Below are 13,312 nucleotides of genomic sequence, written 5' to 3' on the forward strand. Positions count from 1 at the left end.
AACCATAGGAGGGGGTTGTATGCATCCGTATTATGTTCAGCAAGTCTTTAACGCATTAAGAATACAAACAGAAAAGATTCGACTTCTAGAAAAACAGCTCCAAGATTTACAGTGTGAAGTAGTCAGCATAAAGAACAATAACATTGCAAGTATAGGTCCTATAAATTATCATTTTGAACAATTGAAAATCGAGAAGCTGGAAGGCACTCTAAATATAGGCATTACACCAAATGAGGGGAATAATCTGGATGAAGCAATGATCAATGGTAAGCCTATTGGGGAGCAAGAGGGAGTGACACCAACTGCAACTGCATTATCTGATAAAATTCGTCCAGAGATTCTGAAGTATGTGCAAGAGGAAGTTCCTTCTCAATTTTCACGCTTAGAAAAAGAGCAGAACTTAAGTATTGATGAGCAGTATATCCAAATGGTAATTCAGGATCTGCTGAATCAGATGGATGGCCGGATTAACGAGTATGTAAGCCAGCTCCCTACCGCAGAGGAAGGGCGTGGATACACAGAAGAGGAAAGTGCTTCTATAGTAGAGCAAATCAAACGAGATATTGTTACTGCGGTAGAACGGCATTTGGAAATAAACATAACTGGAAGGCGGGAGCCGCATGAAAGTAACCGTGATTAACAGAGAGATAAATGTAAACGCAGTAAAAGTGGTTTCGATATCAGGTTCTTCGTTATTTTTAGTAGGGGATACGCAGACGATTAACTGTTCTTCGGCGTTTGACAGCGTGATAGAGTATGCTCCGATTGCTCCAGATCAAGTCCAAAAAGGCAGTTAATAAATGCACACCTCACGCATACTAGATGTGTATATCAATAATCTGTCTGACAGTTCGATTTTCATATGTGGCTCTGTAGAGCGGATTCAGTCTAAATTTGTGGGTAGTAAAGAAAATTACCTATATAACATGAAAGAGATTAATAGCAATAATAGAGAGGCTTCACCCTTAGAGATCCCACTTACGGCATGGTCGAAGCAAGTGAATGAAGATGAAGTTGAGATTTTAAATGATTCCAAGGAATCAACGATTAATATGCAATATATTAGGATTTTATCGATTGGGTCTGGGACGACCTTCCAGATTGGAAATGGTGGCTCAGTTCATCTGGAGAGTCGAACCAGTGAGTTCAAGCGAGAAATAGCTTCAGAAGATGAGGGGTAATTTGGCATATTTGTTGATACTTATTTCATAAAAATAAAATAGTTTACATAATAATTATTATGTAAACTAACAAGAGGTACTGTCCTATAAGAAAGTACTTTTCACAAATAAGGGAGTTTCGAGCTACGAAAAGGAGGGCCATCAAAGGTATTCTGCTATAGAAATAGCATTAAACTTATAATTAGAGAAAGCCTGCACATTTGCAGGCTTTCTCTAATTTGGTGAACGAACATATTTATTTAGAAACCTTCACGAAGCCATGTAGTCGCCAGCTTGATGGCGGCTTTTTTGGCATTGGTTTCAGCTAAAGGATTTAGCATCACGAAATCATGTATGATTCCTTGAAAACGAACTGCCGTGACTGTGACTCCAGCTTCACGTAATTTGGCGGCATAAGCTTCACCTTCATCACGTAGAACATCTGCTTCACCCGTTATGACTAGTGCTTCGGGTAGATCGCGTAACTGATCTACACTAGCTCGAAGCGGGGAGGCTGTGATCTGCTTCCGCTCCTCAGGGTCAGTTGTATATTGATCCCAGAACCATTTCATTCCATCACGCTGCAAGAAGTATCCTTCTGCGAACTCATGATAAGATTCGGTATCAAAGGAGGCATCCGTTACCGGATAGAACAAAAGTTGTTTCCCTATCTTCGGGCCACTGCGTTCTTTAGCAGTAAGCGTAATGGCGGCTGCCATATTTCCACCGACACTATCACCGCCTATGGATAGCTTGCTAGCATCAAGTGCATGTTCACTACCCTGTGCAGCGATCCATTTCAGAACAGCATAGATTTCTTCAATTGCTGTAGGATATTTAGCTTCTGGAGAGAGGCTGTAATTTGGAAAAACAATGGCAGCCTCCGCTCCAACAGCTAGCTCACGGATCAAGCGGTCATGGGTATGCGCATTACCAAACACCCAACCAGCACCATGAATGTAAAGGATCACTGGCAACAACGTGGAAGAGGAGCTAGGGGGCCGAACAATTCTTATGGAAACATTACCATTAGGTCCTCCTGGCACCATAAGATCTTCAATTTCGACTTCAGGTTTATATATCTCACTGGATTGTACAGTATCTACCGTTTCACGGCCTTTTTCTGGTCCAAGATCAGGAAGGAACGGAGGTTTGGAATTATCATCGGCAAATTTCTGCGCTGCTGGCTCAAGAATAATCTTTGGTTGATTTGGCATGATGTATCGTCTCCTTTGTCTGGTCATAGTATAGTTTACCCTCTTCATTCCATAACCATCTAAACGAATACTGAAACGATATGAGTCTTACAATGCTTTTTGTTGATCCTCACCAATTTCACTTTTTAAATCCCTTATTCCTTCAACCGTTTGTTTATGTTTGATACGGAAGATCAAAATAAACATCAAAGTAATAAGTAACGGATAGCCTATTGCCCAGCCTGTAAAAGGAAACACGGCAGCGGTAGCTAGAAAAGAGATCCAGCTAATCGTTACGCCTAATCTACTTCCCTTAAGTAGGCGTATCCCCGCAGCACAACCTCCGATATAAGTCAGGATAAATGTCGCATTTGGAAACTGGATCAAAGTAGTGATAGATATCAATCCGCTGCTGTACAGTGACATGACCGTTACAAAACAGAGGAGCAGGAAAGCTATCCCACCGATAGGGGTATGATAGGGTTTGGACAGTCTCCCCATCCATTGCGGTGCGTAGCCCTGACGTGATAACGCATAAGCCACACGCGAGGCAGCACCGGCATAAGCGATAATGGTGGCGGTACAGATGAAGAGACCTGTAAGTCCTGCGATAAATCCTCCCCAGCGTCCAAGGGGCTGGCTGATGATCCAGACAAGTGAAGTGCTCGACCCACCTTTAAGGTAACTTTGTGTGCCAACCGTTGCTAAAGCGGATAAGAAATATAGAACACCTACAATAATAGCAGCGATGGTCACACCTTTAACTGCAGCACGTTGTGGATCTTTGAACTCCTCAGAGAGATGTGAGACAGCTTCCCAACCAATAAAACACCAAAATAGGATTGCTGCAGCCTGTCCAATGCTCATCCATCCGTGTGGGGCAAAGGGAGTGAAGTGTTCAACCTCCATTCGAGGAAGCGCAGTAGCAAACGAGAAGACGAGAACAGCTACAATCGCAATCACTACAGCAATTTGTACCTTTCCCGCCACTTGCATACCAATCCAGTTTGTAATTAGCCCAATGGCCAACATCACCGCAGCGATAGTAATTCTCGCAGTTTCATCCCAGCCCATTGCGGCTGTCATATAACCAGCTCCGGTCAGCGCAGCGACAGGCGCACCAATCGGAACAGACATTAGAAAAAACCAGCCCACTAAAGATCCGGCTTTAGGTCCGAAAGCAAGGGTGACGAAGTGGGACACGCCTCCTGCGTTAGGAAATTTGGCAGAGAGCAGGCCCATCGATAAGGCCATTGGCAAAATCAACAGCGTCATAAATCCCCATGCCAGCAATGAAGCGGGACCTGCCATTTCTGCAGCCAGTCCGGGAACGATTAAGACTCCCGAGCCCAATACAGCGCCGATATAAAGAGCTATGGCTTGCGGCATGCCGATGTTTCTTCGTAAAGTGGTTAAACTTGAATCTTTCATGATTTTTAATCCTGCTTTCATTGTCTTTTGTTATAGAGTAGCAGATAATAGATCCATTGGAAAAACAGATTTTTTGAATAGTATCCATTCGAAATTCCGATGGGTAACTATTATTCAGGGGGCACGTATGGAATCACGTCATCTTTTTACCTTTATAGTCGTAGTGGAGACGGGTAGCTTCACACGCGCTGCACAGAAGCTTGATTATGCACAATCCAGTATTACCGCACAGATCCAAGCGTTAGAGACTGAAATAGGTCAGCCTTTATTTGATCGGATCAGTAAAAAGATCATCCTAACCGATGCAGGCCGCCGTCTGCTCCCATTCGCTCAAGAGATCTCCAGAATGCACTCTCTAGCGCAAGATGCTCTTCGCTCCGAGAGTGAGCTAACAGGGTCTTTACGCATTGGTGCACCTGAATCTCTGGCTGCTTTTCGCTTACCAGGCATTATCAAGGAGTTTCGCGTGAAATATCCAAAGGTCCAAATTCTTCTGAAGCCTGGGGCCTGCTGGGAGCTAACGGATTTAGTTCGATCCGGTGAATTGGATTTGGCCTTCCTACTGCAACCAGAGACGGAAGATAAAGATCTGAATATAGAAACACTGGTGCAGGAACAAATGACCCTGATCGCTCCGCCGGATCATCCCTTATTGAATCTTCCAGTGGTAGAACCGGTTCATCTTAAGGGAGAAACGATATTGCATACGGAAACTGGTTGTAGCTACCGTACTTTATTTGAACATCATTTAAACAGACACGGGGTATTTCCGGACCCTACGTTAGAGTTTTGGAGTATTGAGGCGATCAAGCAATGTGTTATGGCGGGTCTAGGCATCGCTTTTATTCCAATGATTACTCTGAGCAACGAATTAGCGGAAGGGAAGTTAGCTAGGCTGAATTGGAATGATGAATCGCAGCGTGTGGCCACTCAAATTGCCTATCATCATAAGAAATGGAAATCTCCTGTTCTAACAGAGTTTTTAAAAGCTGTACAAAAGCATGCTGAAAAATGGTGCAGCTAAGTTTAATTCTTGTAGCTATTCTATGGTACAATAGATTGTCGAAATCAAGGGAGGCTCGAAGCCATGAATGAGTGGAGTGAAGACTACGAAGAGGGGCTTGAGGCTTTTTTAATCTGGATGAAGGATGCCGGTTACACTCCCTATACGCAGAAATCCTATTTAGTGGATGTAAAACAGTTTTTAGAAAGTCTGAATGGTAAAAAGCTAGAGTCCGTAAAGAAGCTACATGTTATTTCTTTTCTTACGTCAGTGCGTGAACGTGGAGTAAGTGATGGTACCCGTAACCGGAAGCATGCCTCAATTAACTGTTTTTTTAAGGCATTAATTGAGCTGGAATTGCTTCTTACCAATCCTGCAGCTGGGATTAAGAAATCTAAAACTGAGATCAATCGCGAACCGGTCTACTTAGATGAAGGTGATCTGGGGCGATTTTTGTCTTCTATAGATGGGAAATACAAAGGTCGTAATTTAGCAGTCTTTTTACTCATGTCCTATATGGGGCTTCGGGTGGGGGAAGTCCACACGCTTAATTTAAGTGATTATAATGTAGAAAGACATTCCCTTCGAGTGTTCGGTAAGGGACGTAAATGGCGTAATGTACCGATTCCAGAGGATGTGGTACCTTTTCTCGATCTGGCGATTGAAGAACGATTAAATCCTTGGCGCAGTAAAGAGGAAGCTATGTTCATTTCACAGAAAGGACGCAGGCTGTCCATACGTGGCATTCAGCAAATCGCTGCGGACACCTTCGATCGTTTCCAAAGGGATGTGCCTGCTGCACAACGTCGACCCTATTCCAGCCATAAGCTACGACATTCCTTCGCTACCATGCTGCTACGAAAAGGTGCGGATCTGAGGACGGTTCAGGAGCTGCTGGGGCACTCTTCCATTCAGACAACAACGGTTTACACGCATATCACGAGCCGTGAGAAGGAAGAAGCCATGTCGAAATTGCAAGTCCAGATTTGATAGAATTCTAAGTGCAAATCTTTCATGAAAAAGGGGCTATCCCCGGCCATGTATCATGACAACAGGGAGAGCCCCATGTATTCATTTGCTTATAGTTCTAGCTTAGCTATCTCAGCTTTAAGCTTCTCGGCAGATTTTTGGAATAGAGCTCGTTCTGTCTCATTTAATGGAAGATCTAGTACTTCTCGTACACCGGACCGATCTACGACGCAAGGGGCGCCAAGGTAGACATCCGAAACTCCGTTATAATTATTCAATAAAGTAGATACGTTCAATACAGAGCCTTCATTATGAAGAATGGATACCACAATACGATCTAGTGCTAATGCTATTGCGTAAGAGGTTGAGCCTTTGGCATCAATAATTTCATAAGCGGCATTCTTAGTATCTTGGAATATTTCATCTTGTTCTGCTTCGTCAAAACCGAGATCAATCCCGGCAACATTCGCTAGACTCCAAACAGGAAGTTCCGAGTCTCCATGTTCCCCTATAATCTGACCATGAATACTGCGTGGATCAATTTCTTTGTGGCGTCCAATCAGGTAGCGAAAACGTGCACTATCCAGCACCGTTCCGGAACCGATGACTCTTCTGCGATCAAAACCGCTTATTTTCAAAGTGGCATATGACAAAATATCTACAGGATTAGTAGCAATAAGTAGTATCGCATGTTGATTATATTTGGTGATTTTTTGAACGATATCTTTGAAAATTGAAATGTTTTTGCGGAGAAGATCTATCCGGGTTTCACCCGGTTTTTGTGATGCACCGGCCGTTACAATGATGATATCCGCTTCCCGGCAATCTTCATATGTACCAGCCCATAGCTTCACACCACCAACAAAGGGCATGCCGTGATTCATATCCAATGCTTCTCCAAGGGCTTTCTTTTGATTAACGTCAATAAGTACGAGCTCAGGCATACGTCTCCGTAGCAGTAATGTATAGGCTGTTGTTGTACCAACTGCTCCAGTACCAATGACTACGACACGATTGGGTTTCGGGGGGGCCATGATTCCATCTCCTCAGTAATTAAAATTTTTAGCTTTTAATCTTGTCCATCATAATCGCTAACGATATTGTTTTCAAGCAGGTCTTATTTAATGCATTACCCCATTTTGGGCATACTTAATAGAAATTCTCTAATCAATTTGACAACAAGACTAGACAGGAGAGAATGTAAGAATGGATTTATTTCGCAAAAAACCGCTAATCGCACCTTCAAACTCAGGTGCAACCAAGTTGAACAAAACACTTGGTGCGCTGGATCTAACCATGCTAGGGGTAGGAGCGATTATTGGTACTGGTATTTTTGTAATGACAGGAGTAGCGGCAGCAGAACACGCTGGTCCTGGCCTTGTCATTTCATTCCTGTTAGCCGCGTTTGCCTGCGTGCTGTCAGCCCTTTGTTATTCAGAGTTTGCATCGACCATCCCGGTCTCCGGAAGTGCCTATGCTTATAGTTATGTAGCATTTGGAGAATTACTCGCTTGGATTTTGGGCTGGGACCTCGTGTTAGAGTATGGCGTTGCAGCAGCTGCAGTAAGCAGTGGATGGTCAGGCTATTTGCAGGGACTTTTAGAGGGCTTTGGTATCCATATTCCTACAGCACTATCCGGGGCGTTTAATGCGGAAGCAGGTACCATTATTAATTTACCAGCAGTAATAATCATTTTACTAATTTCCTACTTACTAACACGGGGAACTAAAGAGACTGCTCGTTTTAATGCGATTATGGTCGTTATCAAAATAGCTGTAGTGCTTTTGTTTATCGTAACTGGATTTTTCTATGTTAAACCAGAGAACTGGACTCCATTTCTACCCTTTGGCTATCAAGGTGTTGTAAACGGTGCGGCAACTGTCTTCTTTGCCTACATAGGTTTTGATGCGTTATCGACTGCTGCAGAAGAAGTAAAGCAGCCACAGCGCGATTTGCCTATAGGGATTATTTCATCCCTTGCTATATGTTCTGTATTGTATATCCTAGTTTCACTTGTATTAACAGGTATTATACCTTATACGGATCTCAATGTTAGTGATCCCGTTTCTTATGCCCTTCGTGTTGTAAATCAAGATATGATAGCGGGTCTAATCTCTGTTGGAGCTATTGCGGGAATGACCACTGTACTGCTCGTAATGCTGTTCGGTCAAACCCGACTGTTATTCGCAATCTCACGTGATGGTCTTTTACCACGAGGATTGTCTAAGATCAATGCTAAAACACAGACACCTATTCGTAGTACGTGGATGGTTGGGATCATTATAGCTGTATTAACGGGCTTTATTCCTTTGGATCGATTGGCTAACTTAACAAGCATTGGAACACTGTTTGCCTTCTTTGTCGTTTCTTTGGGGGTAATTGCCCTGCGTGTTATTCATCCCAATATGAAAAGAGGGTTCAGAGTACCCTGGGTACCCTTCATTCCATTGCTAAGTGCGGCAACATGCGGATATTTGATGTATAATCTAGGAAGTGAGACATGGATTGGGTTTCTGATTTGGACGAGTCTTGGACTTCTGATCTATTTTCTATACGGCTACCGTAATAGTAAGTTAAATCATAAATAAGATTCCAATTGAGAGGAGAGAGGGCATTGACATCTAGAACCGCTGGATTGAAAACTCTAAGAATGTTTATGATGCTATTTTTTTTAGCGTGGATAGTCTCAGCATGTTCTTCACCACCACCGGAGCCTTCTCCACAGCCACAGCCTACAGAAGCACCGGAAGAAGGACAGACGATTACTCTGATTACACCACCAAATAACAATACTAACAAAGAGAGTGGCCCGAAATATCAGGTTCAAACTCGAATTACGGGTTTTCATCTGCTTAGTGAGACAGAGGGCATGGTATGGGGTGTAACAAAAAATGAACTTCGTTTGTACGTTACCCATAATAACGGGGCGACCTGGGCTAATATTTCTCCTGCACCCAATGTGCAGTTCCTGTCCACACCTGTCTATGGAAAAGGCATCTTTTTTACTGACTCTAACCATGGTTGGATTATAAGAAGTGCTTTTGGTACGACAGAGAATATAGTGCTACGAACCACTGATGGAGGGAAAAGCTGGAAAATCTCTTCATTAGGTGATGATAATAATGTATCTTCCGTTTATTTCAATTCACCAACACAGGGATGGTTAATGACCTCTGCGAACGCTACTCCTAATAAGGAAAGCAAGGCGATTTATTCAACGTCAGACGGTGGGGCCACATGGGAAGAAGTGATGCAGAATGAACAGTATAATCCGAACCTTCCCAATCATTCGATCCCGTTCACAGGTGTAAGTACTGGAATGATCTTCAAGAGTCGTGTAGAAGGATTTGTGACTTTGCAGACCGGTGCCCTTCCTAAGATCTTTATAACTAAGGACGGTGGTCAGAGTTGGAATCCAGGACAGTCTTTTCTGGTAAATGAACAACTGGAAAGCTGTGACAGAGTCATTACTGGCAAACCAGAGTTCTTCGATGCTAGTAAGACTAATGGTTGGATGTCTGTGGGCTGCCAAAATGATAAAGATAAGACGATTACTTACCACGGTTACTTTACCGCTAATGGTGGAGATAACTGGAAATTCACACCGTTTGAATTAAAGAGTCCAACCGGAGGGAATCATCAGAGCGCTCCGACGTTTCTGAATTCGCAAGTTGGTTGGGCCATTATTGGTGATACTCTTTACCATACCGCTAACCAAGGGAAAACTTGGCTCCCTCTAAAGGAGAGCAGTGTTCTGCAGTCTAAGCTTGAGGAATATCCTGAGACGATTAAGATGGAGTTTATTTCCACAGAGGTGGGATGGCTTTTACTTGAGAAAAAAGAACAAAAACGCTCGCTCCTCTTACAAACTACAAATGGTGGGATTAGTTGGCGTGTGATGTAAAGTGAAGTGAAGCTGTTTCAAAAGTAGAGGATAATACTTTTGAAACAGCTTTTTTTGAATAAGAATGAACTTCTAAATCAATATGTTTTTGATTGATTGAATATAAGGAAAAAACTTAATTAAAATTTTCTTTATAGATGTGAAAAAAATCACATGACATTTAAATGATCGTGTGATATATTTAACACATAGAACAAGTTCAAATTTTCACAAACTTAACTTTCGAATAGGAGAGATTACAATGAAAACTTTTGAAACAGATTATATGACAAGAAACCTGCTGCAACTTTGCTACAACTGTGATGACGCTCACCTGTGTGAAACGGAAGAACAATGCAGAGCATGCTGGGCAGACAATGGTATGTTAGATGTTGAGACTGACGAAACGAAGCAATTGCTAGACCTCGTTCATGCTTAATCTGATCACTCAAAATTATGATTAAAGACCACTCGATTTCTTGATTTCTAAGAAAACGAAGTGGTCTTTTTGCATGAAGTCTCACTAATTTAATGCTTTCTGGACTAGAAGAGGCATATACATGTACAGAAGTGCCTGAAGTTAAGTTAAGGGTTGAATTAATGGGTATGAAGGGGGAAAATGTCATGGGAATGGGCCCGGATCTTTCATGGATGTTTGATTTCTCTGGAACAGTGATGCCAATATTTCTCATTGTAATGGTTGGTATTCTTGCAGTATCAGCAGGCAGGGGTTTGCTTCAATGGAGCCGGAACAATAGCTCACCCATGCTAACCATCCCTGCCCGTATCGTCAGCAAGCGGAGTGAAATAAGACAGCAGCAGGTTCAAGAAGATAATGGTTCAAGTCGTACGAGTACAACCTACTACTTAACGTACGAATTGAATGGGGGCAGTCGAATTGAATTTAAAGTAGATGGCCATGAATATGGAATGAGTGCAGAAGGCGATAAAGGCATGCTTACCTATCAAGGAACCAGATATCACGGATTTGAGCGACAACCACAATACTCCACAGCGGAGTAGTCATTAGCTATACATTCATTCTTAAACCATTCTTCTGTTCCATTCAACGGAGCAGAGAGAATGGTTTTTATTTGCGGACTATTAAGAACCTAACGGAAAGCAAATGGCTTTAAAATTAGGTTGGAACTGTCACCTCTTGGGCTAATGCACATACAATACACCATGCAGTTAAGAACGAGGTTGTTTACGAAGCAACCCCAAGGAGGAGACAGCGTGGCCGTCATCAAAACGAACTCGGAAGATGTGAAGGTGCTAGCGCGGTTGATGAGAGCGGAAGCTGAGGAAGATGGAGATCTCGGTATGCTTATGGTCGGCAATGTTGGTGTCAACCGGATTCTTGGCAATTGCCTTGATTTTTTGAACATTCGTAATGTGAATGACATGGTCTATCAAAGTCCAGGAGGATTCGAAGCCCCGCAGAAAAGCTACTTCTATCAACGAGCAAGAGAAGCAGATATCCGTCTTGCAAAACGTGCAATTGCAGGTGAAAGAACATGGCCAGCGACCAATGCTTTATGGTTCTTCCGTCCTGTAGGAGATTGCCCTCCAACCTGGTATAACCAACAAAACACAGGCCGCTTTAAAGCTCATTGCTTCTTTACTCCGACTGGAGAAGATTGTCCGTCTGTATTTATTGGTAATTAACAGGGTAACTGTGTAAAAGAGAATTACTCATTATTATGAGTAATTCTCTCAGTAAGCTAGTGCAAAGGTTCTTTTGTGTCCAAAGGGAGCAACTGCTCCGATAAACATTTAGGAGGTTTCATTAAATGATCGTTCAACCATACCGTCCCGTCACTTATACTATTGGTAGTGTTTCTTCTTCAGGTATGCAAATGCCAATGTCTACAGGAATGCAAGGGATGCAAGGAATGCAAGGCATGGGTAGCATGCCGCCACAAGTTAGCAGTGGAAGTCCAATGACACCAGGAGGGGTTGTAGTTCAAAACCCACCTCAACAGTTTGAACAATCGTATATCGAAAATATTTTCAGACTGAATTTAGGCAAAGTAGGTACATTTTATTTTACTTACGAAAATAACAAAGAGTGGAATGCCAAAGTTTACAAGGGTGTGCTGGAAGCTGCGGGCCGTGACCACATAATTATTAGTGACCCAGTAACTGGTCAACGTACTGTATTACTTATGATTTATTTTGATTATGCTACATTTGATGAGCCCCTTACTTACCAGTACCCTGGAGTGATCGGTAATCCTCCAACAACAAGAAACTGTCGCTAATCAAGTCCTTATATTTCTGGATGAACCCCAACACTTAACGGTGAGGGGGTTTTCTTTATACATACTGATATTTTGGAATAATAAGGGGAATAAAGACCCGTTTTTTTTCGAAAGAACACGCATGCTTGCGGTTTGCCCCAATATATTAATATAATAAATTGTATAAGACTCAAAAAACCTTGATATATCAGTGTTTACAAGGGATTTTGAGTCTTTTTTTTATCTTGAAATCACAGAAAAATCACATTCTCGGCAGATCCTTGGGATTTAATATGTTTTGGAAGTGGATTTTTAGTTTGTCACTACTGTTCTGCATCATTCGTTCCGTCACATGGGTATAAATCTTGAGTGTGGTTTTTGCATCATCGTGACCTACACGCTTCATAATCGTTTTGAGATCAATCTGAGAGCCAGACGCGATACTTGCTTCGATTAGCATTGTGATGTGCGTGTGTCGAAATATATGAGGAGTTGCGTGCTTCTTGATATTTGTTAATTTCATTAGACGAGCCATACGATTAACTAACTTCCAGTTTGTAAATGGTGTTCCGTTGTTATTGGTCAAAATAAACTGAGTCTCTACAAAATCATCGTGGAGCTCCTTGTATCTTTTATGTCGAGAGGACTGAGTTACCTTTAACCGCTTAAACATCTCAACGATGAAATCATCCACATCAAAGGTGCGGACGGATCCGGTAGTCTTTGGAGGTGTTAATTGGTATGCGCCACTTCCACCCTGAGGAAAGTGAAGAGTTTTATAAATATGAACGTCACGAGTTTCGAAGTTGAAATCAGGCCACTCTAATGCACAAAATTCTCCGGGTCGCACTCCGCTAAACAGCAAAAAATAAAACGTCTCTAGATCATCACCTAAACCGTGGTGTGGATTATGACATTGTAGATCGTGGGCAGTTTATCGCGGTGTGGAATCTGGACGTACCACAGCCGACAGAAGAAGAGTTACAGGCCGCATGGGTGGCATATCTGGAAGCTGAGGCTAATAAACCACCAGAACTGATGGAGACTGAGCAACTCCGAGCCGATAACGCTGCTTTATTACTGGAGCTTGTGCAGACTCAGGCAAGGCAAGATCAAGCGGAACAGGACCAGGCAGCCTTACTCCTGAGCCTCGTGGAAGGAGGTGTGTTGTAAATGAACTGGTACGCACTGATTAAGCGATACTTTGACGCAGGGTTGTATACGGGGGAGCAAGTACAGGTATTTGTTACCGCCAAAAAGATAACGACTGAACAAGCTAAAGAGATTACAGATAGCGCCATATAGTAGGCGTTTTTATTTTGCCCTCGTAACAATTACGGGGGCTATTTATATTGAACAATAGATAGAGAGGGGAGTTGTTTTATGTCCATTGGGGGAGCAAACCAAGAAGGAGGGGGTGGGGATG

At 42.7% G+C, this 13,312-nt stretch carries 17 protein-coding genes; 13 read left to right on the forward strand and 4 right to left on the reverse strand.

Annotated elements, in window-relative coordinates; all coding sequences use genetic code 11:
- Nucleotides 1-19 precede the first annotated feature (19 nt).
- From gerPC to ACQKMP_RS29040, 3 genes are read left to right on the forward strand one after another with little or no spacing between them, the layout of a single operon-like run.
- Nucleotides 20-640: a spore germination protein GerPC gene (gerPC, locus tag ACQKMP_RS29030; RefSeq protein WP_339241509.1), complete on the forward strand. Its 621-nt coding sequence runs from the start codon at nt 20-22 to the stop codon at nt 638-640.
- Entirely contained in the window at nt 621-797 is a 177-nt protein-coding gene (locus ACQKMP_RS29035) for a spore gernimation protein GerPD (RefSeq protein ID WP_339241506.1), read from the forward strand. Before gerPC ends, ACQKMP_RS29035 begins: the two co-directional genes overlap by 20 nt.
- A gap of 3 nt (nt 798-800) precedes the next feature.
- Nucleotides 801-1,181, forward strand: a complete 381-nt coding sequence (locus ACQKMP_RS29040) for a hypothetical protein (RefSeq protein ID WP_427472328.1) — start codon at nt 801-803, stop codon at nt 1,179-1,181.
- Between the two features lie 239 nt (nt 1,182-1,420).
- Here ACQKMP_RS29040 and ACQKMP_RS29045 read toward each other — a convergent pair whose 3' ends face one another.
- Together ACQKMP_RS29045 and ACQKMP_RS29050 are read right to left on the reverse strand one after the other, a co-directional pair.
- Nucleotides 1,421-2,377, reverse strand: coding sequence for an alpha/beta hydrolase (locus ACQKMP_RS29045; RefSeq protein WP_427472330.1), 957 nt, complete (start codon nt 2,375-2,377; stop codon nt 1,421-1,423).
- 87 nt (nt 2,378-2,464) lie between these two features.
- On the reverse strand, nt 2,465-3,787 hold the full coding sequence (locus ACQKMP_RS29050) for an APC family permease (RefSeq protein WP_427472332.1): 1,323 nt from the start codon (nt 3,785-3,787) through the stop codon (nt 2,465-2,467).
- Nucleotides 3,788-3,914: 127 nt separating this feature from the next.
- On the opposite strand from ACQKMP_RS29050, the gene ACQKMP_RS29055 reads away from it, so the two are divergent.
- Together ACQKMP_RS29055 and ACQKMP_RS29060 are read left to right on the forward strand one after the other, a co-directional pair.
- The gene (locus ACQKMP_RS29055; RefSeq protein WP_427472334.1) at nt 3,915-4,811 is read left to right on the forward strand and encodes a LysR family transcriptional regulator; all 897 of its coding nucleotides are present in this window, start codon (nt 3,915-3,917) and stop codon (nt 4,809-4,811) included.
- A gap of 63 nt (nt 4,812-4,874) precedes the next feature.
- Nucleotides 4,875-5,780: a tyrosine-type recombinase/integrase gene (locus tag ACQKMP_RS29060; protein ID WP_427472336.1), complete on the forward strand. Its 906-nt coding sequence runs from the start codon at nt 4,875-4,877 to the stop codon at nt 5,778-5,780.
- Nucleotides 5,781-5,869: 89 nt separating this feature from the next.
- Here the strand turns inward: ACQKMP_RS29060 and ACQKMP_RS29065 are convergent, their stop codons facing one another.
- On the reverse strand, nt 5,870-6,793 hold the full coding sequence (locus ACQKMP_RS29065) for an L-lactate dehydrogenase (protein WP_042188714.1): 924 nt from the start codon (nt 6,791-6,793) through the stop codon (nt 5,870-5,872).
- A 172-nt stretch (nt 6,794-6,965) separates the two neighbouring features.
- Between ACQKMP_RS29065 and ACQKMP_RS29070 the strand changes: the two genes are divergently transcribed.
- The 6 genes from ACQKMP_RS29070 (at nt 6,966) to gerQ (ending at nt 11,907) form a co-directional block, all read left to right on the forward strand.
- Nucleotides 6,966-8,348: an amino acid permease gene (locus ACQKMP_RS29070; RefSeq protein WP_427472338.1), complete on the forward strand. Its 1,383-nt coding sequence runs from the start codon at nt 6,966-6,968 to the stop codon at nt 8,346-8,348.
- Between the two features lie 26 nt (nt 8,349-8,374).
- Nucleotides 8,375-9,664, forward strand: a complete 1,290-nt coding sequence (locus ACQKMP_RS29075) for a WD40/YVTN/BNR-like repeat-containing protein (RefSeq protein WP_339241491.1) — start codon at nt 8,375-8,377, stop codon at nt 9,662-9,664.
- A 241-nt stretch (nt 9,665-9,905) separates the two neighbouring features.
- On the forward strand, nt 9,906-10,082 hold the full coding sequence (locus tag ACQKMP_RS29080; RefSeq protein ID WP_179085723.1) for a hypothetical protein: 177 nt from the start codon (nt 9,906-9,908) through the stop codon (nt 10,080-10,082).
- Nucleotides 10,083-10,273: 191 nt separating this feature from the next.
- Nucleotides 10,274-10,666 carry a DUF2500 domain-containing protein gene (locus tag ACQKMP_RS29085; RefSeq protein ID WP_042194012.1) on the forward strand — a complete coding sequence of 131 codons (393 nt, stop codon included), beginning with the start codon at nt 10,274-10,276 and terminating at the stop codon, nt 10,664-10,666.
- Between the two features lie 213 nt (nt 10,667-10,879).
- Nucleotides 10,880-11,311: a cell wall hydrolase gene (locus tag ACQKMP_RS29090; RefSeq protein ID WP_042188711.1), complete on the forward strand. Its 432-nt coding sequence runs from the start codon at nt 10,880-10,882 to the stop codon at nt 11,309-11,311.
- A 185-nt stretch (nt 11,312-11,496) separates the two neighbouring features.
- Nucleotides 11,497-11,907: a spore coat protein GerQ gene (gene gerQ / locus ACQKMP_RS29095; RefSeq protein ID WP_371916527.1), complete on the forward strand. Its 411-nt coding sequence runs from the start codon at nt 11,497-11,499 to the stop codon at nt 11,905-11,907.
- A gap of 241 nt (nt 11,908-12,148) precedes the next feature.
- Here gerQ and ACQKMP_RS29100 read toward each other — a convergent pair whose 3' ends face one another.
- Nucleotides 12,149-12,751: a site-specific integrase gene (locus ACQKMP_RS29100; protein WP_427472340.1), complete on the reverse strand. Its 603-nt coding sequence runs from the start codon at nt 12,749-12,751 to the stop codon at nt 12,149-12,151.
- A 38-nt stretch (nt 12,752-12,789) separates the two neighbouring features.
- Here ACQKMP_RS29100 and ACQKMP_RS29105 point away from each other — a divergent pair, with 38 nt between their 5' ends.
- Both ACQKMP_RS29105 and ACQKMP_RS29110 read left to right on the forward strand, forming a co-directional pair.
- Nucleotides 12,790-13,059 carry an XkdW family protein gene (locus ACQKMP_RS29105; RefSeq protein WP_339241485.1) on the forward strand — a complete coding sequence of 90 codons (270 nt, stop codon included), beginning with the start codon at nt 12,790-12,792 and terminating at the stop codon, nt 13,057-13,059.
- Nucleotides 13,060-13,191 (forward strand): XkdX family protein, encoded by a 132-nt coding sequence (locus ACQKMP_RS29110; RefSeq protein WP_339241483.1) that lies wholly within the window; start codon nt 13,060-13,062, stop codon nt 13,189-13,191.
- The last annotated feature ends 121 nt before the right edge of the window (nt 13,192-13,312 follow it).

The organism is Paenibacillus sp. NPDC101420 (assembly GCF_050277435.1).
Lineage (GTDB): Bacteria > Bacillota > Bacilli > Paenibacillales > Paenibacillaceae > Paenibacillus_AQ.

Coding starts and splice junctions, on each gene's coding strand:
- ACQKMP_RS29040 (WP_427472328.1), top strand. CDS start 801: ATGCACACCTCACGCATACTAGATGTGTATATCAATAATCTGTCTGAC.
- ACQKMP_RS29035 (WP_339241506.1), top strand. CDS start 621: ATGAAAGTAACCGTGATTAACAGAGAGATAAATGTAAACGCAGTAAAA.
- ACQKMP_RS29070 (WP_427472338.1), top strand. CDS start 6,966: ATGGATTTATTTCGCAAAAAACCGCTAATCGCACCTTCAAACTCAGGT.
- gerQ (WP_371916527.1), top strand. CDS start 11,497: ATGCAAATGCCAATGTCTACAGGAATGCAAGGGATGCAAGGAATGCAA.
- ACQKMP_RS29080 (WP_179085723.1), top strand. CDS start 9,906: ATGAAAACTTTTGAAACAGATTATATGACAAGAAACCTGCTGCAACTT.
- ACQKMP_RS29045 (WP_427472330.1), bottom strand. CDS start 2,377: ATGCCAAATCAACCAAAGATTATTCTTGAGCCAGCAGCGCAGAAATTT.
- ACQKMP_RS29050 (WP_427472332.1), bottom strand. CDS start 3,787: ATGAAAGATTCAAGTTTAACCACTTTACGAAGAAACATCGGCATGCCG.
- gerPC (WP_339241509.1), top strand. CDS start 20: ATGCATCCGTATTATGTTCAGCAAGTCTTTAACGCATTAAGAATACAA.
- ACQKMP_RS29085 (WP_042194012.1), top strand. CDS start 10,274: ATGGGCCCGGATCTTTCATGGATGTTTGATTTCTCTGGAACAGTGATG.
- ACQKMP_RS29055 (WP_427472334.1), top strand. CDS start 3,915: ATGGAATCACGTCATCTTTTTACCTTTATAGTCGTAGTGGAGACGGGT.
- ACQKMP_RS29110 (WP_339241483.1), top strand. CDS start 13,060: ATGAACTGGTACGCACTGATTAAGCGATACTTTGACGCAGGGTTGTAT.
- ACQKMP_RS29060 (WP_427472336.1), top strand. CDS start 4,875: ATGAATGAGTGGAGTGAAGACTACGAAGAGGGGCTTGAGGCTTTTTTA.
- ACQKMP_RS29065 (WP_042188714.1), bottom strand. CDS start 6,793: ATGGCCCCCCCGAAACCCAATCGTGTCGTAGTCATTGGTACTGGAGCA.